This window comes from Mycobacterium kyogaense (assembly GCF_003254575.1).
Taxonomy (GTDB): domain Bacteria; phylum Actinomycetota; class Actinomycetes; order Mycobacteriales; family Mycobacteriaceae; genus Mycobacterium; species Mycobacterium kyogaense.
In genome coordinates, this window is the sequence record NZ_QJUA01000025.1 from 38054 (window position 1) to 64157 (window position 26104).

Here is a 26104-nt window from a genome sequence, read left to right on the forward strand (position 1 = left end):
TCATGGACTTCCAGTTCAGCGAAGAACAGACCCTGCTGCGTGACACCACTCGCGAGATGCTCACCCGCGCCTACGACGTCGAGAGCCGCCTCAAGGTCCTCGACACCGACCAGGGCTGGAGCCGCGACGTGTGGGGCCAGCTCGCCGAAACCGGCGTGCTCGGCCTGGGTTTCGACGAGGACGCCGGTGGGCAGCTCGAGATCCACTCGGTGCTCGTCGAAGCCGGTCGCCGGTTGGCTCCCGAACCGGTGCTGCACGCGGCGCTGGGCCCGGGCGCGGTGATCGCCGAGGTCGGTAGCACCGAACAGCGCGCTCTGCTCGACGAGGTCGCCGCCGGTGAGCGCCTCCTGGCCTTCGCCCACACCGAGCCAGGGATGAGGCGGCCCACCACGACCGTCTCCACCACCGCAGCACGCGCCGGCGACGGTTGGACGGTCAGCGGCACCAAGAACCCGGTGCTCGCCGGTGACAGCGCCGACACCCTGGTGGTGACGGCCGCACTGCCCGACGGTGGCACGGGGCTCTTCCTGGTCGACGCAACCGCGACATCACGCAAGCCCTACAAGACCTTCGACGGTCAGCGCGGGGCCGAGATCGACCTCGACAACGTCGCGGCAGAGCCGCTCGGCGACGCGGTCGACGCGTCGGCGGCCGTCGAGCGTGCCCTGGTGCGGTTCTCGTCGGGGCTGTGCTCCGAGGCGCTCGGCGCCATGGAAGAGGCGTTGCGATTGACCACCGAATACCTCACCCAGCGCAAGCAATTCGGCGTCACGCTCAGCAAGTTCCAGACCCTGACCCAGCGCGCCGCCGACATGTACGTCTCACTCGAGCTCGCGCGCAGCATGGCGTTGTACGCCGCCATGTCGATCGCCGAGGGTGACCTGACATCGACGGTCGCCGCGCGCGCGAAGGTGCAGATCGGCCGGTCGGGCCGCCACATCGCCCAGGAAGCGATCCAGTTGCACGGCGGTATCGGTGTCACCGCCGAGTATCCGGTCGGTCACTACGCCGCGCGGCTGACGGCGATCGAACAGACGCTGGGTTCGGCGCAGGACCACCTGCACACGCTGGTGGCTCAACTGGGCGACTACGAGGTCGTCACCGTCTAAATCCTGCAGGTCAGCGCCGTATTGCGTACCCTGCTGCAATGGTCGGCAGCCACACCATCGTCAGCGGTGGCGACGCTCTGGCGATGCGCATCGCCGAGGAGTTGCGCGGCGCCGGCATCACGGTGACGGTGATCGACGGACCGGATCAGCTCACCGCCGCCGGTGTCGACACCGCCTCTGCGGTCGTGTGCGCGGGCCCCGATGACGCGGACAACCTCGAGATCGCGTTGCTGGCGCGCCGTGTCAGCCCGACGGTGCGGGTGGTGGCGCGTCTGGCCAACACGGTGCTGCGGGAGGCGATGGCCGTCGGCAACGGCCCGGGAGCCGTGCTCGACGTCGCCGATCTCGCCGCCCCGTCCGTGGTGGAGCGGTGCCTGGCCCGAACGACGCACACGATCGCGGCGGGAGACCTCCACTTCGTGGTGTCCGGCGAGGCGATGCCGCGGGCCGGCACGTTGCGGGAAATCTACGGTGACCTCGCCCCGGTGGCAGTCGTGCACGGCGACCGAGGTTCGACACCGGGGGCGGTGGTCGCGTGCCCCGGACGCGACCTGCACGTCGACGAGGGTGACTGGGTGGCCATGATCGGCACCGCCGGACAGCTCGACGAACCGGACACCACTGTCCAGGCCCGCCCACGCCGCTCCCCGATGACCCGAGTCATGAACGCGGCGCGTGCTTTTCGCGAGGACGTCAACCCGAATTTCTATCGCGCACTGTCGGTGTCACTGAGCCTGCTCGCCTTCTCGACGATCCTGCTGTGGTTCTCCTACGACAGACCAGGCATGAGCTTCGTCGATGCGCTCTACTTCTCCACCGAGACCATCGCGACCGTCGGATACGGCGACTTCAGCTTCAGCGATCAGCCGACGTGGCTGCGCCTGTTCAGCATCGTGCTGATGTTCGCCGGCATCACCACCACCGCGGTGCTCATGGCGTTCGTCGCCGATCTCCTGCTGTCGCGGCGCCTGGCCTACTCGGCCGGCCGGCGCAAGGTCCGCGAACTGCAGCGCCACATGATCGTCGTGGGCCTGGGATCGTTCGGCATCCGGGTGGCCTCCGACCTCAAGGCCGCCGGCCACGATGTCGCGGTGATCGAACTCAACGACGAGAATCGCTACCTGTCGGCTGCCGCCGACCGCGGCATCCCAGTGATCTTCGGTGACGCCACCCTGCCCTCGACGCTGGAAGCCGCCCGCATCGACGACGCCAGGGCGGTCGCGGTCCTCACCGACGCCGACGTGGTGAACATCGAGACCGCCATCGTCTCCCGCGAACGCCTCAAAGACCGCCATGGTGTGCCGGTGGTCCTGCGGGTCTTCGATCGAGCACTCGGCGCGGCGGTGGCGCACCGGTTCGGCTTCGACAACGTGCTCTCGACCGTCGAGCTGGCGGCCCCGTGGTTCATCGGGGCGGCGCTGGGCCTCACCGTGTTCGGCACGTTCTCGGTGGGGCAGGCGTCGTTCATGGTCGGTGGCGTCCGCGTGGACCCCGGAAGCGAACTCGACGGCATCCGGATGGCGGAGCTGTCGACGCACACTCGGGTGATCGCCATCGTCGGCAGCGACGGCACGCGCGTCTTGCACCCGCGGCGCGATTCGCAGCTGCGGGCCGGCGACACCGCATACCTGGTCGGCCCCTACCGGGAACTGCTCGCCACCTTGAGCAAGGGCCGTGGCCGGTCGCCCGCCGGCGCCCCGGTGCCTAGCTGAGGTCCGACACCACTTCGGACACCTGGCGCAGCTGATCCATGTCGGTACTGGTCGGGATCAGATGGATCTCGTCGGTGCCGATGTCGGCGAATCGGCCGAGCACAGCACGCAATTCGTCCTGCGTACCGGCCCAGCCCGTCGTCGGGGCCATCGCGTCGACGATCTCGGCCGGTATCCAGTTCATGTAGCGCCGCAGATGATGATGCACCTGCTCGCGCGGCGCGGTTCCCTCACCGATCGCGAACCAGAACGACGTGGCCAGATGAGGCGCCGGCTTGCCGGCCTCCCGCCACGCAGCGCGCGCGACGTCGAACAGCTCGTTCTGCGACGCGGTGTTCAGGTCCAGACTGATGCCCGCGAGGCCGGCAGCCCACCCCGACGCATGGCGCAGTGTCTTCGGACCCGTTGTGCCGACCAGCAATTCGGGTCCGCCGGATTGCACGGGCGGTGGCCCCACCGGCAGCGTCGCGTCTGTGACGTTCTCCCCCGCCCACACCCGGCGCATGACCGCGACCCGATCGGCCAGCTGGCGCATCGTCTGAGTCGCCGGGTCCGCGCCGACCGCGCGGTAGTCCTCGTGCCGCCCCCCGACCCCGATCCCGACCGTCAATCGACCGTCGGCGAGCAGGTCGCCGGTGGCCAACGCCTTGGCCAGCATGACCGGGTCGTGCAACTGCGGAATCACCACCGTGGTCACCAGCCGGACCCGGTCCGTCCAGGCGGCCAGCGCCCCCAGCAGCGTCAGGCTCTCCGGGTTGTCGAACGCGATCCGCTCACCCCAGCACAGCGACGAGAACGGGCCCTCGTCGACCAGTCGCGCCCATGCCCGCAGCGTCGCACTGTCCAGGTCGGGTTCCATCACCGGCATCGTCATCCCGATACGCACGCCGCGATTCTGACATGCGCGCGGTCGCCTCCTACGCGGGCTGGCCGTGCAGGTTCTTGGCGGTCGGTGACGTCTCGACCGCGGCGGGGTCCGGGTAGGTGCCCAACACGCGGTCCGCGGTGCCTGCGCTGGTGACTGTGAACCAGAAGTGCTCGTTCTTGAAGTGGTGTTGCCGGTGATTGCGCCACACCGCCCGGAACGCAGCGGTTTTCGGCTTGTAATCGCTGTGCACCAGGTAGTGACACCACTCGTAACACAGGCCCAGCACCGTCAGGAACGCCAGGAACGTCAGTCCCAGGGCGGTGCGCGGAAAGGCCAGCAGCGCGATCGCGACCGATACCGGCAACACCCACAGCAGTGCCGGCCACGGGATGAAGATCAGCGCGACCTGCCGCGGGTCGACATGGTGCTCGCGATGCTTGCGGGCCAGCAGCGAGTCGATCCGCAGGCCGGCGATCCGGCGGGGCTTCCAGTGCAGGATGCACACGTGGACAACCCATTCGAAGAACGGGAACACGGCGAGCATCACCAGTGGCACCACGGCGTCGGTCCAGCTCCACTCACCCATCCAGAGCCGGACGGTGACCGCGACGGCCAGCGTCGCGCTGATCAACCACGGGGACGGGTGGCGCCAGAACTCGCGCGCGGCGTCGCCGAGTGTGAACTGCCGGCGGGTGGCACGGACGGGTGCGCTGGTCATTGCTTCTCCTCCAGATCGGCCAGGGCGGTGAGCAGGGCGGTTGTCGCAGGTTCGAGCAACCGTTGCGCGGCCGCACGGGCCGCGTCGGCGTCCCCGCCGATCACGGCGTCGGCCAGCGCGCGGTAGTCGTCGATGCGCTCCACCTCGGCTGCCATCACGGCGGCGAGCGCGGGCAGCACGGGCTCGTAGGTGGCACGCAGCGTGTTGAACATCAGCCGGAATGCGATCGATTCGGCGCAGTCGACGACGTGATCCCAGAAATCGAGCGCATACCGTTGCGCGGCAACGGGATCGGGCTCGGCAGCCAGCGCGGCCAGGGCCCGGTCGAGGCTCTCGCGCGCGCCGGGTCCGCCGCGTTGGGCGGCGAGTTCGGCGACCTTCGGGCCGTTGTGCAGCCGTGTCTCCAGGATGCTGCGCACGACGTCGAGGTCCAGGTCGCCGCCGCGCATCAACAACGTGGGGAGCAGGTCGAGGCCGGCGGTGCGCCGGAAGTCGCGCACCGTGGTGGCGTCGCCCTGGCGCACCTCCACCAGACCAGCGGCGGCGAGGCGCTTGAGCGCCTCGCGTATCGCCGGACGCGAGACACCGAGTACCTCGGCGAGCCGCCGCTCGCTGGGCAAGGCTTCCCCGGGCTGCATCTCGCCGCTCAGCACGTCGGCGACGATCTGGTCGAAGACGTCTTCGGGGACCGAACGGCGGTTCACCGGACGAAGCACCATGCCGCCCACTGTGCACCCTGTCGGCCAGGAGGTCAAGTGGTCATACCAGTGTCCCCGGGGGTTATCCCCCGCCGGACTGGCGGGAAAACGCCGTACCGTCGTCCCGCCGCGATCCCTAGGTTGAAGATCATGACCGCACCAGCTGCCACGATGATCGAGCCCGCACCTGACATCGCGACACCACCGCCGGTTGGCCGCACCTCCACTCTCGGTGTGGTGCCGACCGCCTCCATGATCACCGGCGCCGCGATCGCCACCGTCTGGTTCTGGATACCGTTGACGCTGTTGATCATCGGTATCTCCTCGATCCCGAGCGTGATCGGCTTCGTCCTCGCCGCCGTGGTGTTCACCTATCTGATGCGGGGTGTCGAGCGCGTCGAGCGGGTGCGCAGCGAGGCGGTGTTCGGGATGGGCATCGCCATTCCGCCGCGTCGACTCTCGCCGCACAGCGGTTTCCAGCGGTGGGCCCACCAGATCCTGCTCGACCTGGGCAGCTCCAGGTTCTGGAAAGCGGCGGCCCATCACTACCTGCGCATGACCTACGACATCCTGGCCACCGGCCTCGCGGTAGCGCTGCTGGTGTTCGCCTTCCTCGCGCCGGCCGCCGCGATCGCGATCGGGAACAGTGACGCCGACGCGGGCCTGTCGTTCCTGCCCACACCGGTGGCGTTCCTGCTGGCCGTGGTGGCGCTCGCGGCAGCGGGCCTGCTCCTCGTCTACGCCCCCGCCCTCGACGCCACGATCGACCGCTGGCTGCTCACGCCGTCGCCGACGGCACACCTGCAGTACCAGGTCAGTGCATTGGCCGACGCGCGGCAGGGCGCGGTCACCTCCGCACAGACCGAACGCCACCGCATCGAACGCGATCTCCACGACGGCGTGCAACCGCGCCTGGTGTCGCTCGCCATGACGATCGGCCTGGCGCAGACCAAACTCGACTCAGACCTGCCCGCAGCCAAGGCGCTGATCGCCGAGGCTCACGACGAGGCGAAGAGCGCGCTGGTCGAACTGCGCAACGTGGTCCGCGGTATCGCCCCGACGATCCTGGCCGACCGTGGCCTCGACGCCGCGCTCTCTGCGGTGGTGCAGCGCGCGTCGACATCCGGAGTGCCGACCACACTGAGTGTGCACCTCCCTCGCCGCCTGCCGGACGAGGTCGAGGCGTGCGCGTACTTCGTCGTCGCCGAAGCCCTGACCAATGTCACCCGGCACGCCTCGGCCAACCAGGCCGCCGTGACCGTCCGCCTCGACGAGACCGCCCAGCAACTGCACGTCACCGTGTTCGACGACGGATGCGGCGGAGCGCAGATCACCGGCGACGAGAACGCCACGGGTCTGCGTGGTCTCGACGAACGGGTGCGCGCGGCCCGCGGCACGTTCACGGTGTCCAGCCCGGTCACCGGTCCGACGATCATCACCGCGGTGCTGCCATGCGGATCGTGATCGCCGAGGACTCCGCTCTGCTGCGGGCAGGCATCGAGCGCATCCTCACCGACGCCGGTCACGACGTGGTGGCCGGGGTGCCCGACGCGACCAACCTGCTCCGCCTGGTCAACGACACCCGGCCGGAGCTCGCCATCCTCGACGTCCGGATGCCGCCCACCTTCACCGACGAGGGCATCCGCGCCGCGGCGCTGCTGCGCAGCCAAAACCCGGAGTCCCCGGTGCTGGTGCTCTCGCACTACGTCGAGGAGCGGTACGCCGCCGACCTGATCGCCTCGGACACCCGCGGGTTCGGTTACCTGCTCAAGGACCGGGTGGCCGACGTGCCCGCCTTCCTCGACGCCGTGGCCGTGGTCGGCGCCGGCGGCACCGTGCTGGACCCGGACGTGGTGTCGCAGATCCTCGTTCGCTCCCACCGCCGCAATGCGCTGGACGCGCTGACCCCGCGCGAACACGAGGTCTTGCAGCTGATGGCGGAGGGCAGAACCAATTCGGCGATCGCCACCGCACTGCACATCTCGGTCGGCTCGGCCGAGAAGCACATCGCCTCGATCTTCGCCAAGCTCGGCCTGGCTCCCGACGACAGCGGTAACCGGCGCGTCCTCGCGGTGCTGCGCTATCTCGAATCGTGAAGCCCGACTCCTGAACTCGCGAAAGGACTCCCGCATGACCACCGTCCTCACCCCACCCACTCCGCCACCTGCCATGTCTCCCGGAGGCCGCACGGCGATCCGGTCGCTCCTCATCGTTGCCGCGTCGGTTCTCGTCGTCGGAACGGTGGCCTCACTGGGCGTCACCGCCTGGGGCGTCAGCTCGTTCCGGGTCGTCGCCGACAGCGCCGCGCTACCCGCCACGCTGCGCTCGGTGACCATCGACACCGGCTCCGTCCCCGTCATCGTGCGGATCAGCTCCGATCGGGAGGCGACGACCCCGCGCGTCGACATGCGAATGGTCAATTCCGTTCGTGCAGGCTCGGATCCGCTCTCCGTCGCCGCCGACGGCACGTCGGCCCGGGTGACGATCGACGCCGAGCCGTCCGCGCTGCTCAACTGGGGCCGCGCATCGCAGATCACGGTGGTGCTTCCCCAGGATCAGGCCCGCCGCACCACGGTGACCACCCAGCAGGACACCGGCGTGGTGATGCTCGAGGCCGATATCGACTCACTGGTAGCCCGCACCCGCGACGGCGCGGTCGTCCTCGGCGGCGCCGCACGTGACGTCGACATCACCGCGCAGAACGGGGATATCAGCACCCGCGCCGCGATGTCGGTGTCGGAGAACTTCACGGCCACCACCCAGTCCGGCGACATCGACGTCGAGTTCTCCGGCGCACCGAAGACGCTGGCCGCCACGACCGAGAACGGCGACGTCACGGTCGCTCTGCCGCCGCCGGGACCGTACGTCGTCGACGCGACGACGGGCCAATCCTGGGGCTCCACCGTGGTGCGCGTACCGCAGACCCGTGATCCGGGCGGCGCCGCGTCCACCGTGAGCGTGCGGTCCGAGACCGGCGACGTGACGGTCGACGAGCTGCGCTAGCCGCCGGTGAGCTTCTCGATGATCGCGGCGACGGGCCCCGGTTCGGCGAGACGGAACCCGGTGCCGGCCCAGATGTTGGTGCCGTGCGGATCGCCGGCCCGCACCGCGGCCGCCCGCAGCGGGCCGGTCAGATAGTGCACCTGCGGGTAGGCCAGCGGTGCCTGCGCGTCGTGATCGTCGACGAAGCGGTTGCGTAGACCTCGCGCGAACCGTCCCGAGAACGCCTTGGTCACAACCGTTTCGGTGAACTCCGGACTCACCAGCGCGGCCCGGTGTACCGGGCTGCTTCGCGCTTCGTCAGCGAGCAGGAACGCGGTGCCCAGCTGCGCGGCCACCGCACCGGCGCGGCGAACCCGCGCGATGTCCGCCGCGGTCATCAGACCACCCGCCGCGACCACGGGCAGATCGAGCGTGGTGACGATCGAAGCCAGCAGATCGTCGAGGGACTGTTCGGCGGGGCGCGCCTGCGAATCGAAGGTGCCGCGGTGTCCACCGGCGGCCGGTCCCTGCGCCACCAGCACGTCGACGCCGCGATCGGCGGCCGCGCGACCCTCGGCCACCGTGGTCACCGTCCCCGCGACGGTGATGCCCGCGCCGCGGAGCCGAGCGATCTCCTCGACGGTGGGCAGCCCGAACGTGAAGGACGCCACCGCCGGCCGCAGGTCGAGCAGAACCTCGAGCTTGCCCTGCCAGGCATCGTCGTCGATGCGCGGAGTTCCGACCGCGGCGCCGTACCGCTCGGCATCGGGCGCCAGCTGCACGGCGTACCGCTCGACGATCTCCGGGCTGCCCGTATCGGGGCCTGGCACGAAGAGATTCGCGCCGATCGGCCCGGACGCCAACCGCCTCGCCGCACCCAGCCGGTCGGCGAAGGCGTCGGCGCCGAGATAGCCCGCCGCGACGAAACCCAGTCCACCGGCGTTGGTGCCGGCTGCGGCCAGTTCGGGCGTCGACGGTCCACCCGCCATCGGAGCCACCGACACCGGTGCGGTGAGATCACGAAAGTCGAAGGCCATCAGCACTCCTCGGGTCAGGTGACGGCGCGGCCGCGCTGCTCCTCCTGCGCGCGGTAATCGTCGGCCAGGCTGCGGACGTGGTCGGAGAGCGCGCCCGCCGCGACATCGGCGAGGCTGGTGGTCTCCAGAACCGATCGCATGCTGGCGCGCAGCGCCCGCCAGACATCGGTCAGCGCAGCAGTCGGTCCGCTATAGGGCAGATCGCCGAGCCCGATGTCACGGACACTGGCGAGCGGCCCGTCGATACACCGCAGCACGTCGGCGATGCTGATATCGGTGGCACAGCGCGCGAGTTCGTATCCGCCGTCGCGGCCCCGGTGGCTGCGCACCAGCCGATCGGTGCGCAGATCGGACAGGATGTCGACCAGGAACTGCGCCGGAATGCCCTGCGCTTTGGCCAGATCCTCGGTCTTGACCAGCGCGCCCTCGTCGGCGGTCGCCAGCTCGACCATCGCGCGGATCGCGTACTCCGCCTTCGCCGACATCCGCATACGCGGGCCTATCCGGGGATATCGGCGGCGTCGGGCACGACCACCGCGAACAGGTCGGCGATCGCCGCCAGGCTCGCGGCCTGAATTGCCGACGCCGACACCGGCTCTCGATCGACCCCCGGCAACGCGCGAGTCGCGGTCGCGTTGGCCACCACCGTCGGCGCATAGCCCAGGTTGAACGCTCCACGGGCCGTCGAGTTCACGCACATGTGCGTCATGAAGCCGGCGAGTACGAGATTCTGCACGCCCAGCGAGGCGAGCCTGTCCTGCAACTCGGTCTGCACGAACGCATTCGGGTAGTTCTTCACCACGATCGGCTCGGTCTCCAGCGGGGCGACCCGGTCGACGATCGCGCCGGTGTGCCCGTTGATGTCGTACAGCGAGCCGGGACCGTCGTCGTGCTGGACGTGGATGACCGGGGCACCCGCCGAGCGCGCACGCTCGAGCAGCACCGCGGCCTCGTCGAGGGCGGCCTGCACCCCGTCGAGCTCCAACACCCCTTCGGTGTAGGTGTTCTGACAGTCGATCAGCACCAGCACCGATTCACCGAGACGGGCAGGCTCGAGCGGCAGCCCCGACAGGGCGCGCAGTGTGTTGGGTTCGGCCATCTCCGCAGCCTACCGTCGGGCCGTCACCGCCAGCACCGCATCAGCGAGCTCGGGCCGGCACACGATGAGGTCGGGCAGCTTGGAGTCCCGCTGGTTGTAGATCAGCGGCGAACCGTCGATGCGGGAGGTGTGCAGCCCCGCTGCGCGAGCCACCGCGACCGGTGCGGCCGAATCCCACTCGTACTGCCCGCCGGCATGCACGTACACATCGGAGACACCCTGCACCACCGAGGCGACCTTGGCGCCGGCCGAACCCATTTCGACGAGTGTGCCCTCGAGCGCATCCTTGACCTCCAGGGCTATCGCCGGCGGCCGGGTACGCGAGACGACGATCCTCGGGGCGCCGGGCTGCGCCGGGGGTGCCGGCACCGTCGGCGTGGCCAGGGTGACTCCCTGCGCGGGCAGCGCCACGGCCCCGGCGACGAGTTCCCCCGCCTGCCACAGCGCGACGTGCACCGCCCAGTCGGACCGCCCAGCCTCGGAGAACTCCCGGGTTCCGTCGAGCGGGTCGACGATCCACACCCGCTCGGCGGACAGCCGCACCGGGTCGTCGACGCCCTCCTCGGAGAGGACCGCGTCGTCGGGCCGCACAGCGGCCAGCGCCTCCATCAGGAAGTCGTGGGACCGCTTGTCCCCCGCGGCTTTCCGCTCTGATGCATCGGCGTCGGCGAACTCGGCGCGCACGTCGAGGAGCAGGGCACCGGCTTCGGTGGCCAGGCGCGCGGCGACCTCGTGGTCGGATTCGGTCATGGCCTGCTCTCCAGCAGCTCGATCACCTGATCGGCGAGTCCGTCGAGAGGTTCGTCCGGGGTGAGCTGCAAGTCGGGATCCTTCGGTCGTTGATAGGGGCTGTCGATGCCCGTGAAATGGGTGATCTCACCGGCACGGGCCTTGGCGTACAAGCCCTTCGGATCGCGGCGCTCACAATCCTCGAGCGGAGTGTCCATGAACACCTCGAAGAAGTCCAGGCCGGCCGCCGTGGTCACCTGCCGGGCCAGCGCGCGGTGCTCTTCGAGCGGGCTGATCGCAGGCACGAGTACCACCTGGCCGGAGTCGGCGAGGATCGCCGCGATGTGCGCGAGTCGGCGCTGGTTCTCGGCGCGGTCGGCCATCGAGAAGCCGAGGTCCGCGTTCAGCCCGTGCCGCAGGTTGTCCCCGTCGAGAACATAAGCCGGCACGCCCTTTTCGAGCAGCTTCTGCTCCACCAGCATGGCCACCGACGACTTGCCGGAACCGGACAGGCCGGTGAACCACACCGTGCGCCCCTTGGACAGCCGGTCCTCGGAGGTGCACAGCGACTGGTGGCGCACCGTGTTGGGGCTCGACGTCCGCGCCGTCACATACGGCAGGATCATGCCCGCCGCGACCGTGCCGTTCGTGTTCGGATCGATCAGGATGAACGAGCCCGTCGCCGCGTTGCGGCTGTACTCGTCCAACAACAGCGGCACCTGGCTGCGCAGCGACACCCGGCCCAGCTCGTTGAGTTTCAACGCAGTCGCCGTCTTGTCGCGGTGCAGCGTGTTGACATCGAGCCGGTAGTCCAGCGCTGTCACCCTGACCCGGGTGGTGCGCGTCGTGTGCTTGATCAGATAGTCGCGACCCGGCTCCAAGGACACCTCGTCAGCCATCCAACAGACCGTGGCGTCGAACTCCTGCGTCACCCGCGGCTGATTGTTCGGCCGGGCGATCAGATCGCCGCGGCTGATGTCGATGTCGTCGGCCAGGCTCACCGACACCGCCATCGGCGGAAACGCTTCCTGCACAGGGCCGCCCGGGCCCTCGATGGCCGTGATGCGGGAGGTCTTGCCGGTCGGCAGCACGACCACCTCGTCGCCGGGACGCATGACGCCGCTGGCGACGGTGCCGGCATAGCTGCGGTGGTCGGCGTGCTCGTGGGTCTGCGGCCGGATCACGTACTGCACCGGGAACCGCACGTCGACCAGGTTGCGGTCACCGGCGATGTACACGTCCTCGAGATGGCTCAGCAGCGCCGGCCCGTCGTACCACGGCGTGACATCGGATTTGGTGACGACGTTGTCGCCGTTGAGCGCCGACAGCGGGATCGTGGTGACGTCCTGGACGTCCAGACGCGCGGCGAACTCGTAGAACTCGTCGCGGATCTGCTCGAACCGCTCCTGGTCCCAGCCGACGAGATCCATCTTGTTGACCGCGAGCACGATGTGCCGGATGCCGAGCAGCGAGGCCAGGAACGCGTGACGGCGGGACTGCTCGAGCAGACCGTGGCGGGCGTCGACGAGGACGATCGCCAGTTGCGCGGTCGACACACCGGTCACCATGTTGCGGGTGTACTGGATGTGGCCCGGCGTGTCGGCGATGATGAATTTCCGCTTGGCCGTGGCGAAATAGCGATAGGCCACGTCGATCGTGATGCCCTGCTCACGCTCGGCGCGCAGCCCGTCGGTCACCAGAGCCAGGTCGGTGTAGTCGTGACCGCGCTCCTTGGAGGTGCGCTCCACGGCGGCGAGCTGATCCTCCATCACGGCCTTGCTGTCGTAGAGCAGCCGGCCGATCAGCGTGGACTTCCCGTCGTCGACCGATCCAGCGGTCGCGATACGCAGCAGTGTGGTCGCCATGCTATTTCCCCCGTCGCTTCGCTCGCCCCACGTCGATTCCCCGTCGCTTCGCTCGCCCCACGTCAATTCCCCGTCGCTTCGCTCGCCCCATCTCAGAAATACCCCTCGCGCTTGCGGTCTTCCATCCCCGCCTCCGAAATGCGGTCGTCGGCGCGCGTCGCGCCCCGCTCGGTCAGTCGCGACACCGCGGTCTCGGCGATGACCTCACTGACCGTCGCGGCCGTCGACTCGACGCAGCCGGTGCAGGTGACGTCGCCGACGGTGCGGAACCGCACCGTCTTCTCGATCACCTGCTCCTCCTTGCGCGGCTGCAGGAACTTGTGCACCGCGAGCAGCATGCCGTCGCGCTCGAACACCTTGCGCTGATGCGCGTAGTAGATCGACGGCAGCGCGATCTTCTCGGCGCCGATGTAGGACCAGATGTCGAACTCGGTCCAGTTCGACAGCGGGAAGGCCCGGATGTGCTCGCCCTTGCGGTGCCGGCCGTTGTAGAGGTTCCACAACTCGGGTCGCTGGTTCTTCGGGTCCCACTGGCCGAACTCGTCGCGGAAGCTGAACACCCGCTCCTTGGCGCGCGCCTTCTCCTCGTCGCGGCGCGCCCCACCGAACGCGGCGTCGAACTTGTTCTCCCGGATGGCCCGCAGCAGCGTGAACGTCTGCATCGGATTGCGTGACGGGATCGTCTCGACCACTCGGCCGGCGTCGATGTCCTCCTGCACACTGGCCACCACCAGGCGCACACCCGACTGAGCGACCAGGTCGTCGCGGGCCTGCAGCACCTCGTCGAAGTTGTGGCCGGTGTCGACGTGCATCACCGGGAACGGCAGCCGCCCGGGTGCGAACGCCTTGAGCGCCAGGTGCAGCATCACGATGGAGTCCTTGCCGCCGGAGAACAGCAGCACCGGCCGCTCGAACTCGGCGGCCACCTCCCTGATGATGTGGATGGCTTCGGCCTCCAGCGCACGCAGGTGGCTCAGCTCGTAGCGCCCCGCGTTGACCGCGGTGTCTTCGGTCGTCGTCATGGTTTCCCTGCAAAGTTGGTAGATTTGACCGGAATTACGATCATCATCGGGGAATGTAATCGCCGGGTCGGCGCGTGTCAACGGTGGGCGTCGAGGACGCGAGCGTGGGGGTTGTGCACGCGAAACAGGCGGCGGGCGTACACAACCCCCACGGTCGGGGCGGCTACAGGGTGATTTCCGAGAGCCTGCCGGTCGCGACGTCGAAGACGAAGCCGCGCAGTGATTCGTGCTTGGTGACGAACGGGCTGGCGTCGATGCGGCGCAGGGACTGCCGGACGTCCTCGTCGAGATCGCCGAACGACTCGGCGGCCCACTCCGGCTTGATGCCGGTCTCCTCCTGGATGTCGCGCTTGAACTCGTCGTCGGTGAACGTCAGCATGCCGCAGTCGGTGTGGTGGATCAGGATGATCTCCCGAGTACCGAGCAAGCGCTGGCTGATCGCCAGGGAGCGGATCTCGTCGTCGGTGACGACACCGCCGGCGTTGCGGATCACATGCGCCTCTCCGTCAGCCAGCCCGAGGATGCGGTACGCGTCCAGGCGCGCGTCCATGCAGGCGACGACGGCGACGTGCTTGCTGGGAGGGAGCGGCAGCGGCCCCGAGAACGTCTTCGCGTACTCCTCGTTGTTCTTCAGGTACTCGTCTGTCACCGACATGGCGCGACCGTAGAGACGAAGCCCCGATCTGTCACGGATAAGAATCAGCCAGCGCGCAACGCGTCAGCGCGCGAGGTCGTACACCGTGGCGCCGCCCACGTCGCGCGCAGTGAAGTTCTTCGCCACCCACGCCGTGATCTCTGCCGCTTCCCCGCTGTCAGGGCGGGGGCCGCCGCCGGGGCCACGGTGCTGCTCGGCGATGAAGTAGCGCACCTGACCGTCGTCGACGTACTGCTGGAATTGCGCCAACGTCGGCGACGGGTCGCTGCCCATGAAGCCGCCGATCGCCATCACCGACGTGCCGGTGCTCAGCTCCAGGCTGCCCGCCGTCATCGAGCCGACAGTGGCTGCGGCCCAACGATTGTCGGTCGCTCTCACCAGATCCTGGAGTGCGACGTTGTCCGATGCCCGCTCGGGCCCTCCTGGGCCACCGGGCCCACCGGGCCCACCGAACCCACCGAACCCGCCGAGGTCGGCGTGTGCGGCCGCCGGGCCCGCCATGGCGCCTGGCCCCTTCGCCGGATGCGCGGCCGTCTCGATCGCATAAGCCGCGGGTGCGGCAGCCCCGAGAATCAGCGCGGCACCGGCCACGGCCGCAGCGAACCGACCCCATCGCTGCACACCCGCCACCAACAGCGCAGCGACGGCGAGCAACCCGATCAGCACCACCCAACGGAGCCACGGCTGCCATCCGTGCGCCCGGCCGAGGAGGACGAACGCCCACACTCCGGTACCCGCCGACATCACCGCCAGCACTGCCCGCGCCGCGACGGAGTGCCTGTCCCGCCACAGCTCGACCGTGCAGATGCCGACCAGGGCGGCGACGGCCGGCGCCAGCGCCAGCGTGTAGTACGGGTGGATGGTGCCGTCCATGAAGCTGAACACGGCAGCGGTCACCAGCATCCAACCGCCCCACAGCAGCAGGCTCGCCCGCAGGGGCGACGTGCGCTCGGCGCGCCGGGTCAGCCACAGCAGCGCCGCCAACCCGATCAGCGCCGCGGGCAGGAGCCAGGACACCTCAGCCGCGAACGACGGACCGAACATCCGGCCGATGCCTGGGGTGCCGCCGAAGAACACGTGCGCTTCGCCTCCCGGCCCCCCACCCGGGCCGCCTCCCGGACCATGGCCCGTGCCGGGGCCTTCGCCCCGGCCGGCGATCCGCTGAATCCCGTTGTAGCCCAGCGCGAGCTGCAGCAGCGAGTTGTCGGTGGACCCGCCGATGTAGGGCCGGGAATCGGCCGGCCACAGATCCACCAGCGCCAAGAACGGCCCGGCCGTCGCCACCATGGCGACCCCACCGGCGATCATTGCGCGGACCCGCGGCCAGAACGCGATCGGCGCGGCGACCAGGAACGCGAGCGCCAGCCCGGGCACCACGAGGAAGGCCTGCAGCATCTTGGTCAGGAACGCCACGCCCAGGACCACTCCGGTACCCACCACCCAGCGGGTGCGTCCGGTCTCGATGGCACGCACCATCAGGTAGGCCGCCACGACGACCAGCAGTACCAGCAGCGCGTCGGGATTGTTGTAGCGGAACATCGACGCCGCGACCGGCATCGCAGCCAGCGCGGCGCCGGCGATCAGACCCGCCCCCGGCCCGCTGACCCGGCGCACCGCGGCATAGAGCACGCCCACCGAAGCAACACCCATCAGGGCCTGCGGCAGCAGCATCGTGAAGGGGGTGAAGCCGAAGAGCCTGCCGGACAGTGCCATGAACCAGATCGAGACGGGCGGCTTGTCGACGGTGATCGCGTTGCCCGAATCCAGGGACGCGAACAGCCATGCCTTCCAGTTCTGGGTACCGGCCTGCGCGGCGGCGGCGTAGAAGTCGTTGGCCCACCCCGCGGAGCCCAGCCCCCACAGGTAGAGCACCGCGGTGGCGGCCAGCAGGCCAGCGAGCGCGAAACGGGGCCAGCGCGTGGCCGGCTCGCGCGGCGGCACCGGCGCAGCCATGACCGAGGTGTCGTCGGTGAGAGTCATCGGGCGATCCCTTCGGTGGCGGTGCGGCGCGGATGGAACACCCAGCCGCGCAGCAGGACGAAGCGAACCACGGTGGCGAGCAGATTGGCCGCGATCAACACGACGAGTTCGACCACGTGGTTCGGCTCTGCGGACGCGGCGTGGAGCACGCTCAGCGATCCGCTGGTGATGCCCAACGCGATACCGAACACGAGGAGACCCTCGACGTGGTGGCGGGCCAGCCCGGACTGACCCTGCACCCCGAAGGTGAAGCGCCGGTTGGCCGCGGTGTTGCCGATCGCGGTGACCAGCAGGGCCACCAGGTTGGCCAACTGGGCGCCGATGTCGTTCTGTAGCAGCACGAACAGAGCGATATAGGCCAGTGTCGAGGCGAGCCCGATCGCCCCGAAACGAACCACCTGGCGCAGCAGTGATCGGGGTGCCGCCTCCCGCGACGAACTCAATTGCGCGGCAATCAAGTTCACGGGGATCGCGCCGCTGGCGAACCCGCGCAGCAGGCGCCCGATGCCACGTAGGTCGGCCGCGGCCGTGGCGACGATGTCGACGCGGCTGTCCGGGTCGTCCACCCAGTCGACGGGGACCTCGTGGATTCGCAGTCCGCTGCGCTCGGCGAGCACCAGCAGTTCGGTGTCGAAGAACCAGCCGGTGTCCTCGACGTGGGGCAGCAGCCGGGCGGCCACATCGGCCCGGATGGCCTTGAACCCGCACTGGGCGTCGGAGAATCGGGCCGACAGCGTCGATTTGAGGATGAAGTTGTAGCAGCGGGAGATGATCTCGCGCTTCGGCCCGCGGGTGACGTGTGCACCGCGCGCCAGCCGGGTGCCGATCGCGAGGTCGGAGTGACCGGAGATCAGCGGTGCCACGAGGGGTCCGAGCGCGGCGAGATCGGTCGACAGGTCGACGTCGGTGTAGACGAGCACCGCCGCATCGGACGTCGACCACACGTGGTGCAGTGCCCGGCCCCGCCCCTTCTCTTCGAGGCGTACCACGCGGACGTCGCTCAGCTCGGTGGCCAGTCGCGCGGCGATGCGGGGTGTGTCGTCGGTGCTGGCGTTGTCGGCGATGGTGATGCGCGCCGGGAAAGGCACCGCGTCACGCAGGTACCGGTGCAACCGGTGCACCGACTCGGCCAGGACGGCCTGCTCGTTGTAGACCGGGACGACGACGTCGAGCACCGGCGCCCCGGTGGTGCGCGCGATGCGGGCGGCGTGGGGTCGGCGCTCACCGGGGATTCGGCCAGAACCCGTCTCGGTCACGATGTCGGTGCATGTCATGGTGTTCATCTTGTGCTGCTTAGGTGTGCTCATCATTGGCTGGAGCTATGTGCCGGCTGTGACTCGGTCAGGTCGTAGATCACCGTGCCGTCGACGGTCTCCGCGACGAAGTTCGCGGCCACCCAGTCGCGAATTGCCACCGACTCCTGGGATCCGCTGGCCGGCGCCCGGCCCATGGTCATCAGGCGGCCGGAGACGAAGTAGTGGATGCGCCCGGCAGCGACGTCGTCGACGAACTGCGCCAACGTCGGCGACGGGTCGGTGCCGTTGAATCCGCCGATCGCCATCACCGGCGCATCGATCGCGAGTTGGTAGCCCGCGGCGTTGTTGGAGCCGACGACGGCTGCAGCCCAGGTGAACTGATCGGCGTCGGCGGCGAGCACCCTGGTGAGGTCCGGGCGCGGGGTCGGGGAGCTCAGCAGACCACCGCCGGGGAAACCGCCGCCGGGGAAGCCGAAGCCGCCGGTGCGTGCGGGCCCGACCGATGGGATGGCACCGGAGTGCGGGGTCGCGGCGGTGACCACCGTGTACGCGGCGGGCGCCGCGAGGCAGCACGCGAGGGCCACGCCGGCGACGGCCAGGCTCGCGCGCGGACCCAGCCGCGAGTTCGCGAGGATCAGCGCCGCACCGCCCACGCCTGCGATCACGATCACGATCCGCAACCACGGCAACCAGTCCGCCTCACGCGACAACAACTGCGCGGCCAGGAGCACCGTCACCACGACGGTGGCGGCCATCGCACTCACCGCACGCGGATCTCGTCGACTGCGCCACAACAGAGTTGCGCCGATGCCGACGCTCGCGGCGATCGCGGGAGCAAGTGCCACGGTGTAGTACGGGTGGACGATTCCGTTCATGTAGCTGAACACGACAGCGGTGACGGCGAGCCACCCGCCCCACAGGATCAGCGCGGCCCGGGTGGGATCGGTGCGGGGCGCGCGGCGGGTCAGCACGAGGCCGGCGACGGTGCAGACGAGCGCGGCAGGCAGGAGCCAACCGATGTCGGCGCCCATCGAGAACCCGAACAGCCGTCCCCAGCCGACGTCGTGGTTGAGGTTGCCCAGGCCTCCTGTCTCGTTGCCGGTGAGCCTGCCGAAGCCGTTGTAGCCCAACGTCAATTCGAGGATGCTGTTGTGCTGCGAGCCACCGATGTACGGTCGCGCATCGGCCGGCCACAGTTCGACGAGCGCGATGTACCAGCCGGCCGACACCACGACCGCACCCGCGGCGAGCGCGAGGTCGAGCACTCGTCGGCGCAGCGTTGACGGTCCGGCCACCAGGTAGGCCGCGGCGAAGGCGGGGAGCACCAGCAGTGCCTGCAACATCTTGGCGAGAAACCCGACGCCGACGGCCACGCCCGCCGCGACCAGCCACCACCTGCTCGCGTCCTCCTCACAGGCCCGCTGCGTGCAGTACGCAGCAGCACCAGCATCAGCACCAGAAGCGCGTCGGGGTTGTTGAACCGGAACATCAGCGCGGCGACCGGAGTCAGCGCGAGTATCCAGCCGGCGAGCAGGGCGGCATCGGGTCCGGCCGCGCGGCGCACCGACGCGTAGAGCACGCCGACGGCGGCCACCCCCATGAGGGCCTGCGGCACCAGCATGCTCCACGGCGAGAAGCCGAATGCCCGCGCCGAGAGGTCCATCACCCACAGCGCCGCCGGGGTCTTGTCGACGGTGATCGCGTTGGCGGCGTCACTGGAGCCGAACAGCATCGCGGTCGGGTCGCTCGATCCCGCTTGCACCGCGGCGGCGTAGAACGTGTTGGCCCACCCGGAGGCACCGAGGTTCCACAGATACAGCACGGCGGTGCTGAGAAGGAGCACCACCAGCCCCGGCGAGCAGACGCGAAGTCGAGTGAACACGCCGCGAAAGAGTCCAGTTCGTGTCTGCTCGCCGGGGTCAGGCGCAGCTTCGGGCCCCGACGTCAGCACGGTCACCGTTCGATCATGTTCGGCCCCGCTAGGCGCCCGATTGGTCCCCGCTGTGCCTTGGCTGTGAATTCACAGGAAGGGTCACGACGAACTCCGTGCGGCCGGGGACGCTGCGGACCGCGATCGTGCCGTCGTGGGCACGCACCACAGCAGACACGATCGCCAGGCCCAGACCGGTGCTGCCGCCGCGGCGGGAGCGTGAGGAATCGCCCCGCGCAAAACGTTCGAACACCTCCGGCTGCAGCGAGTCCGGAATACCCGGACCGTCGTCGACGACGGTCAGCACCACGTCGTTACCCGCAGCAGCCAGAGACGTCGTCACCGTGGTGCCCGGCGGCGTGTGGATGCGCGCGTTGGCCAGCAGATTGGCCAGCACCTGGTGCAGCCGCGCCTCGTCGCCGGGGACCGCGACCGGCTCGTCGGGTAGGTCGAGCTCCCATTCGTGGTCGGGTCCGGCGACGTGGGCGTCGCTGACCGCGTCGACGACCAACCGGGTCAGATCCACCGGCTCCCGCTCCAGCGGGCGGCCCGCATCCAGCCGGGCGAGCAACAGCATGTCCTCGACCAACCGCGTCATCCGTTGCGTCTCGGACTCCACCCGGTTCATCGCGTGGGCGACGTCGTCGGGCAGGTCGGCGCGGCGGCGCTGCGCGAGCTCGGTGTAGCCGCGGATCGCGGCCAGCGGGGTGCGCAGCTCATGGCTTGCGTCGGCGACGAACTGGCGGATGCGGGTTTCGCTGTCGTGCCGCGCCGACAACGCGCCGGCGATCCGGTCGAGCATCCGGTTCAGCGCCGACCCGAGCCGGCCGACCTCGGTGTGTGCCGCATCCGGATCGACCGCGACGATCGGCGTCGGCAGGTTCACCTCCCCACGGTCGAGCTCGAGGTCGGCCACGTCGCGTGCCGCCGACGCCACCCGGGACAGCGGCGCCAGCTGTCGCCGGACGATCGCGATGCCCGCGAACGCGGCGGCGATCAGGGCGAACAGCGCGACGACACAGAACATGCCGAGCACCCACAGCAGGGTGTCGTCGACCACCGCCGTCGGCAGCCCGGTGACGATCGTCTGGGCTCCGCCGCGGCGGTCGTGCAACCCGATGACGCGGTAGCGGCCCAGCCCATCGAGAGTGACGGTCCTCGGGATGTGATCCGGCGGGACAGCGGCGAGCTGCTCGGTGGCGGTCTCGCTGATCGTCGCGCGGGCGCCGTCGGCGGTGATCACCCCGGCGTCGGTGTCGCGGCCGGGCGTCACGACGGCGCCGACGGTGCGGGTGGCCTGGCCGGGAGCATTGAGGAACCCCGGACCGGGCCCCACCTCGGGGTCGAACCGCCGGCGCTCCTCCCAGTCCGGGCTGCCTGGCACGAACACGGGCGGCGGCAGGTCGAAGATCGCCGCCGACCGCCGGCCCGCCTCGACGAGTTGCTCGTCGAGCTGGTGAGACAGGAAGCGCTGCAACGCGAACTCGGTGGCGACGCCGATGCCGGCGATGACGACGGCCAGCAGCACCATCTGGGTGACGGCCAGCCGCACGCGCAGTGACCAGGTCCGGGGTGCGAGGACGCGGCCCCGCGTGGCGGCCTCCCCGTCAGCGTGCGGGCTTGAGGACATACCCGGCGCCGCGCAGCGTGTGGATCATCGGCTCCCGGCCGCTGTCGATCTTCTTGCGCAGATACGACACGTACAACTCGACGATGTTGGACCGTCCGCCGAAGTCGTAGCTCCACACCCGGTCCAGGATCTGTGCCTTGCTGAGCACCCGTTTGGCGTTGCGCATCATGAACCGCAGCAGCTCGAACTCGGTGGCGGTCAGCGTGATCGGCTCCCCCGCACGGGTCACCTCGTGGCTGTCCTCGTCGAGCACCAGATCCCCGACCACGATCGTCGCTCCGGCGGCCTCGGTGCTCACCCCGGTGCGGCGCAGCAGTGCTCGCAACCGCAGCACGACCTCTTCGATGCTGAACGGCTTGGTGACGTAGTCATCGCCGCCGGCGGTCAGCCCGGCGATGCGGTCCTCCACCGAATCCTTGGCGGTGAGCAGCAGCAGCGGTAGCCCGGGGATCTGTTCACGGAGGCGATGCAGGACGTCCAGACCACTCATGTCCGGCAGCATCACGTCGAGCACGACCACGTCGGGTGGGTTCTCCCGTGCCGTCGCGATCGCGGTGGCGCCGTCACCGGCGGTCGAGATCTCCCACCCCTCGTAGCGCAGCGCCATCGACACCAGCTCCGCCAGCACCGGTTCGTCGTCGACGACGAGCACGTGCACCGGGCTGCCGTCGGCGCGACGCATCACCACCCGCGCGGCGTCGGTTTCGCTGGGAGGTGAGGTCACGACCCCATTATGTGCACGCACGATTTGGCCGGGCTGTGTCAAAGCTATGCGCCCGCTGTGAAGAAGACACACAGCCGGCACACATCTGGGGCGGCCATCCTGGGGCCATGACCGAACCACCAGTCGCACTCGACAACGGAACGTGGGCAGCCCCCGGTCCGGAGCCGCGCCGACGACGGGCCCGCGAGATCGCTGCCGCGGTCGCGATCGCGGCGGTGATCGGCGGACTGGGCGGCGCGGCGATCCACGCCGCACGCAGTCACGCACATTTCCCCGGACCGTTCATGGTCGACATGTCCGGACAAGGCGCGCCGGAGCGCAGCCACACAGGAGGCGCCGCGATCTCATAGCCTGTCCGGATGCAGCCCCGAGGCGGACCCGCCGGATGACCCGCTTTCTGGCGCGTCGGCTGCTCAACTACCTGGTGCTGCTCGCCCTCGCCTCGTTCCTGGCCTTCACGCTGACCTCGCTGACGTTCCATCCGCTGGACAGCCTGCTCGAGCGCAGCCCGCGCCCGCCGCAGGCGGTGATCGACGCGAAGGCCGCCGAGCTCGGTCTCGACCAACCGATCCCGATCCGCTACGCCGACTGGGTGTCCGGGGCGGTCCGCGGCGACTTCGGCACCACGGTCACCGGCCAGCCGGTGACCGACGAGCTGTGGCGGCGCGTCGGGGTGAGCCTGCGGCTGGTGATCATCGGTTCGGTGCTCGGCACGATCATCGGAGTGGTCGTCGGCGCCTGGGGCGCGGTTCGCCAGTACCGGCTGTCCGACCGCGTCATCACCGTGCTCTCGTTGCTGATCATCAGCGCGCCCACGTTCGTGATCGCCAACCTGCTGATCCTGGCCGCGTTGAAGGTGAACTCGGTGCTCGGCGTGCAGCTGTTCGAGTACACCGGGGAGACGTCGATCGACGCGGTCGGTGGTGGGTGGAACCAGTTCGTCGACCGGCTGCAGCATCTGGTGCTGCCGACGGCGACGCTGGCATTGACCTCGATCGCGGGTTTCAGCCGCTATCAACGCAATGCGATGCTCGACGTACTAGGTCAGGATTTCATCCGGACCGCCCGAGCCAAGGGGCTGACGCGGCGCCAGGCGTTGTTCCGGCACGGTCTGCGCACGGCGTTGATCCCGATGGCGACGTTGTTCGCCTACGGCATCAGTGGTCTGGTGACGGGTGCGGTGTTCGTCGAGAAGATCTTCGGCTGGCACGGCATGGGTGAGTGGTTCGTGCAGGGCATCGCCGCCCAGGACACCAACATCGTGGTCGCGTTCACGGTGTTCTCCGGGACGACGATCCTGCTGGGCGGGCTGCTCTCCGATGTCCTCTACGCCGCCCTCGACCCGCGGGTGCGTGCCTCGTGACCGTTCAGGATTCGGGCCAGCACTTCGCGTCGCGACGGACGTTGGTGTGGCGCCGCTTCCGCCGCAACCGGCCCGCGATGGTGTCGGCTGTGGTGCTGGTCGTGTTGTTCGTGGGGTGCTGGGTGCTGCCGCCGCTGCTGCCCTACTCCTACACCGATCTGGACTACTACGCGCTGCAGCAGCCACCGTCGCCGCAGCACTGGTTCGGCACCAACGCACTCGGCCAGGACCTGCTCGCCCAGACTCTGCGCGGCATGCAGAAATCGATGGTGATCGGCGTCTGCGTCGCGGTGATCTCCACGCTGGTGGCCGCGACCGTCGGCGCGGTCGCCGGGTACTTCGGCGGCTGGCGCGACACCGCGCTGATGTGGTTCGTCGACCTGCTGCTCGTGGTGCCGGGCTTCATCCTGATCGCGATCGTCACGCCGAGCACGCGGGGCGCAGGCACGGTGGTGTGGTTGATCGTGCTGCTCGCCGCGTTCAGCTGGATGATCAGCTCCCGCATGGTGCGTGGCCTGACGATGAGCCTGCGCGACCGCGAATTCGTCGCGGCCGCACGCTACATGGGGGTCAGCAACACGCGCATCATCGCCCGGCACATCGTGCCCAACGTGGCGTCGATCCTGATCATCGACACCACGCTCAACGTCGGTGTCGCGATCTTGGCCGAAACCGGGCTGAGCTTCCTGGGTTTCGGCGTGCAGCCGCCCGACGTCTCGCTGGGCACGCTGATCGCCGCGGGCACCGCCTCGGTGACGACGTTCCCGTGGGTGTTCCTGTTCCCCGCTGGGATCCTGGTGCTGATCGTGTTGTGCGCCAATCTCATCGGCGACGGGTTGCGCGACGCGCTGGATCCCGGCGTGCGCCCGGCGCGGCTCACCCGTCAGAGGTCACGCCGATGACCCTGCTGCAGGTGCGCGACCTGACCGTCACGTTCCCCACCGACACCGAACGGGTGGCCGCCGTGCGCGGCCTCGACTACGACGTCGCCTCCGGAGAGGTCGTCGCGCTGGTCGGCGAATCCGGGGCCGGCAAGTCGGCCGGCGCGATGGCCGTGGTCGGCCTGCTACCGGAGTACGCCGAGGTGTCCGGCTCGGTGCGCTTGCACGGCACCGAACTGCTCACCGAATCCGATGCCGCGATGTCGCGCATCCGCGGCGCGAAGATCGGCACCGTCTTCCAGGACCCGATGTCGTCGCTCACCCCGGTCTACACCGTCGGTGACCAGATCGCCGAGGCGATCCGCATCCATCGCCGCGATGTCACCCGCCAGGCCGCGCGGGCCCGGGCAGTGGAACTCCTCGACCTCGTCGGCATCGCGCAGCCCGCGCGTCGGGCCACCGCGTTCCCCCACGAGCTCTCCGGCGGGGAACGTCAGCGCGTGGTCATCGCCATCGCGATCGCCAACGACCCCGATCTCTTGATCTGCGACGAGCCCACGACTGCGCTCGACGTCACGGTGCAGGCGCAGATCCTCGACGTGCTGCGCACGGCGCGTGACGTCACCGGCGCCGGCGTGCTGATCATCACCCACGACCTCGGCGTGGTCGCCGAGTTCGCCGATCGCGCGCTGGTCATGTACGCCGGCCGCGCCGTCGAGACCGCACCGGTCGCCGACCTGTACACCCGACGCCGAATGCCCTACACAGCCGGTCTTTTGGGGTCCGTCCCGCGGTTGGAGGCCCGGCAAGGCGCCCGCCTGGTGCCGATCCCTGGCGCTCCCCCGTCACTGTCGGCGCTGCCCGCCGGATGTCCGTTCACGCCGCGCTGCCCGCTGGCCGTCGCGGAGTGCAGCGCCGCCGAGCCGGAGCTGAGCGCTGTGGGCCCGGACCACCGGGTCGCCTGCATCCGGCACGAGGAGGTCGCCGGCCGCAGCGCAGCCGACATCTACGGCGTGAGCACCGACCCCGTGCGCTCCGCCGGCGACGCCGAGGCGCCTGTCGTCGTGTCGGTGCGCGACCTGGTCAAGACTTTCCCGCTGACCAAGGGCGTGGTGTTGCGGCGCCGCGTGGGCGAGGTCCGCGCGGTCGACGGGGTCGACCTGTCGGTGCGGCAGGGTCGCACGCTGGGCATCGTCGGTGAATCCGGCTCCGGCAAATCGACCACGCTGCACCAGATCTTGAGCCTGACCGCGCCGCAGCAGGGCAGCATCGAGGTGCTCCGCGCCGACGTCGCCTCGCTGGACCGCCGCGCGCGCCGCGCACTGCGCGGCGACCTGCAGGTGGTGTTCCAGGATCCGGTCGCGTCCCTGGATCCACGACTTCCGGTGTCCGATGTTCTTGCAGAACCGTTGCAGGCCAATGGGTCTGACAAGACGGCCATCGCGGACCGGGTGGCCGAGTTACTGACGCTCGTCGGGCTGCGCCGCGAGGACGCCACCCGCTATCCGGCCGAATTCTCCGGCGGCCAGAAGCAGCGCATCGGCATCGCCCGCGCGCTGGCGTTGCAGCCGAAGATCCTCGCGCTCGACGAACCCGTCTCGGCGCTGGACGTGTCGATCCAGGCCGGCATCATCAACCTGCTGCTCGACCTGCAGGACCGGTTCGGGTTGGCGTACCTGTTCGTCTCCCACGATCTGTCGGTGGTCAGGCACCTCGCTCACGACGTCGCGGTCATGCACCGGGGCACGATCGTCGAGCAGGGCACCAGCGACGAGGTGTTCGGCAACCCGCGCGACGAGTACACGCGGCGGTTGCTGGCCGCCGTTCCGCGCCCGCCCGGTTAGAG

The 26104-nt window shown here is 69.6% G+C and carries 23 protein-coding genes and 1 pseudogene; 9 read left to right on the forward strand and 15 right to left on the reverse strand.

What is annotated here, in order from left to right; translation table 11 throughout:
• The first annotated feature begins 2 nt into the window (after positions 1-2).
• Together DMB80_RS17235 and DMB80_RS17240 are read left to right on the forward strand one after the other, a co-directional pair.
• On the forward strand, positions 3-1109 hold the full coding sequence (locus tag DMB80_RS17235; RefSeq protein WP_111510968.1) for an acyl-CoA dehydrogenase family protein: 1107 nt from the start codon (positions 3-5) through the stop codon (positions 1107-1109).
• A 38-nt stretch (positions 1110-1147) separates the two neighbouring features.
• Positions 1148-2821 carry an NAD-binding protein gene (locus tag DMB80_RS17240; protein WP_111510969.1) on the forward strand — a complete coding sequence of 558 codons (1674 nt, stop codon included), beginning with the start codon at positions 1148-1150 and terminating at the stop codon, positions 2819-2821.
• Here the strand turns inward: DMB80_RS17240 and DMB80_RS17245 are convergent.
• From DMB80_RS17245 to DMB80_RS17255, 3 genes are read right to left on the reverse strand one after another with little or no spacing between them, the layout of a single operon-like run.
• Entirely contained in the window at positions 2814-3695 is an 882-nt protein-coding gene (locus tag DMB80_RS17245; RefSeq protein ID WP_111510970.1) for an LLM class flavin-dependent oxidoreductase, read from the reverse strand. The two genes, DMB80_RS17240 and DMB80_RS17245, sit on opposite strands and share 8 nt — an antisense overlap.
• A gap of 43 nt (positions 3696-3738) precedes the next feature.
• Entirely contained in the window at positions 3739-4407 is a 669-nt protein-coding gene (locus DMB80_RS17250; RefSeq protein WP_111510971.1) for a sterol desaturase family protein, read from the reverse strand.
• The gene (locus DMB80_RS17255; protein WP_111511005.1) at positions 4404-5126 is read right to left on the reverse strand and encodes a FadR/GntR family transcriptional regulator; all 723 of its coding nucleotides are present in this window, start codon (positions 5124-5126) and stop codon (positions 4404-4406) included. The genes DMB80_RS17250 and DMB80_RS17255 overlap by 4 nt, the downstream gene beginning before the upstream one ends.
• Before the next feature lie 150 nt (positions 5127-5276).
• Here DMB80_RS17255 and DMB80_RS17260 point away from each other — a divergent pair, with 150 nt between their 5' ends.
• From DMB80_RS17260 to DMB80_RS17270, 3 genes are read left to right on the forward strand one after another with little or no spacing between them, the layout of a single operon-like run.
• Positions 5277-6569 carry a sensor histidine kinase gene (locus DMB80_RS17260; RefSeq protein ID WP_162938585.1) on the forward strand — a complete coding sequence of 431 codons (1293 nt, stop codon included), beginning with the start codon at positions 5277-5279 and terminating at the stop codon, positions 6567-6569.
• Positions 6557-7201, forward strand: a complete 645-nt coding sequence (locus tag DMB80_RS17265) for a response regulator transcription factor (RefSeq protein ID WP_111510972.1) — start codon at positions 6557-6559, stop codon at positions 7199-7201. The genes DMB80_RS17260 and DMB80_RS17265 overlap by 13 nt, the downstream gene beginning before the upstream one ends.
• Positions 7202-7235: 34 nt before the next feature.
• Positions 7236-8108, forward strand: a complete 873-nt coding sequence (locus DMB80_RS17270; protein WP_111510973.1) for a DUF4097 family beta strand repeat-containing protein — start codon at positions 7236-7238, stop codon at positions 8106-8108.
• Here DMB80_RS17270 and DMB80_RS17275 read toward each other — a convergent pair.
• From DMB80_RS17275 to DMB80_RS17330, 12 genes and pseudogenes are all read right to left on the reverse strand, one after another.
• Entirely contained in the window at positions 8105-9124 is a 1020-nt protein-coding gene (locus tag DMB80_RS17275; protein WP_111511007.1) for a nitronate monooxygenase, read from the reverse strand. The two genes, DMB80_RS17270 and DMB80_RS17275, sit on opposite strands and share 4 nt — an antisense overlap.
• 14 nt (positions 9125-9138) lie before the next feature.
• On the reverse strand, positions 9139-9615 hold the full coding sequence (locus DMB80_RS17280) for an Rrf2 family transcriptional regulator (RefSeq protein ID WP_046361358.1): 477 nt from the start codon (positions 9613-9615) through the stop codon (positions 9139-9141).
• Between the two features lie 8 nt (positions 9616-9623).
• Positions 9624-10223, reverse strand: coding sequence for a cysteine hydrolase family protein (locus DMB80_RS17285; protein ID WP_111510974.1), 600 nt, complete (start codon positions 10221-10223; stop codon positions 9624-9626).
• Positions 10224-10232: 9 nt separating this feature from the next.
• Entirely contained in the window at positions 10233-10973 is a 741-nt protein-coding gene (locus DMB80_RS17290) for a 3'(2'),5'-bisphosphate nucleotidase CysQ (protein ID WP_111510975.1), read from the reverse strand.
• Positions 10970-12817 carry a sulfate adenylyltransferase subunit CysN gene (gene cysN / locus DMB80_RS17295; RefSeq protein WP_111510976.1) on the reverse strand — a complete coding sequence of 616 codons (1848 nt, stop codon included), beginning with the start codon at positions 12815-12817 and terminating at the stop codon, positions 10970-10972. Before cysN ends, DMB80_RS17290 begins: the two co-directional genes overlap by 4 nt.
• A gap of 92 nt (positions 12818-12909) precedes the next feature.
• Entirely contained in the window at positions 12910-13839 is a 930-nt protein-coding gene (gene cysD / locus DMB80_RS17300; RefSeq protein WP_111510977.1) for a sulfate adenylyltransferase subunit CysD, read from the reverse strand.
• Positions 13840-14002: 163 nt separating this feature from the next.
• Positions 14003-14494: a beta-class carbonic anhydrase gene (locus tag DMB80_RS17305; protein ID WP_111510978.1), complete on the reverse strand. Its 492-nt coding sequence runs from the start codon at positions 14492-14494 to the stop codon at positions 14003-14005.
• 63 nt (positions 14495-14557) lie between these two features.
• On the reverse strand, positions 14558-16474 hold the full coding sequence (locus tag DMB80_RS17310; RefSeq protein WP_111510979.1) for an ArnT family glycosyltransferase: 1917 nt from the start codon (positions 16472-16474) through the stop codon (positions 14558-14560).
• Positions 16471-17748 (reverse strand): bifunctional glycosyltransferase family 2/GtrA family protein, encoded by a 1278-nt coding sequence (locus DMB80_RS17315; protein WP_111511008.1) that lies wholly within the window; start codon positions 17746-17748, stop codon positions 16471-16473. The genes DMB80_RS17310 and DMB80_RS17315 overlap by 4 nt, the downstream gene beginning before the upstream one ends.
• Positions 17749-17780: 32 nt before the next feature.
• Positions 17781-19612 (reverse strand): annotated as a pseudogene (locus tag DMB80_RS17320) (glycosyltransferase family 39 protein).
• 97 nt (positions 19613-19709) lie between these two features.
• Positions 19710-21290: a sensor histidine kinase gene (locus DMB80_RS17325; protein WP_111510980.1), complete on the reverse strand. Its 1581-nt coding sequence runs from the start codon at positions 21288-21290 to the stop codon at positions 19710-19712.
• Complete coding sequence (locus tag DMB80_RS17330; RefSeq protein ID WP_046361413.1) at positions 21268-21972, reverse strand: response regulator transcription factor; 705 nt, start codon at positions 21970-21972, stop codon at positions 21268-21270. Before DMB80_RS17330 ends, DMB80_RS17325 begins: the two co-directional genes overlap by 23 nt.
• A 149-nt stretch (positions 21973-22121) precedes the next feature.
• On the opposite strand from DMB80_RS17330, the gene DMB80_RS17335 reads away from it, so the two are divergent.
• The 4 genes from DMB80_RS17335 to DMB80_RS17350 are packed head-to-tail and all read left to right on the forward strand — an operon-like array spanning position 22122 to position 26102.
• Positions 22122-22364: a hypothetical protein gene (locus tag DMB80_RS17335; RefSeq protein WP_111510981.1), complete on the forward strand. Its 243-nt coding sequence runs from the start codon at positions 22122-22124 to the stop codon at positions 22362-22364.
• 35 nt (positions 22365-22399) lie between these two features.
• On the forward strand, positions 22400-23377 hold the full coding sequence (locus DMB80_RS17340) for an ABC transporter permease (protein ID WP_073685130.1): 978 nt from the start codon (positions 22400-22402) through the stop codon (positions 23375-23377).
• Positions 23374-24279, forward strand: a complete 906-nt coding sequence (locus DMB80_RS17345; RefSeq protein ID WP_111510982.1) for an ABC transporter permease — start codon at positions 23374-23376, stop codon at positions 24277-24279. Before DMB80_RS17340 ends, DMB80_RS17345 begins: the two co-directional genes overlap by 4 nt.
• The gene (locus DMB80_RS17350; protein WP_111510983.1) at positions 24276-26102 is read left to right on the forward strand and encodes a dipeptide ABC transporter ATP-binding protein; all 1827 of its coding nucleotides are present in this window, start codon (positions 24276-24278) and stop codon (positions 26100-26102) included. Before DMB80_RS17345 ends, DMB80_RS17350 begins: the two co-directional genes overlap by 4 nt.
• The last annotated feature ends 2 nt before the right edge of the window (positions 26103-26104 follow it).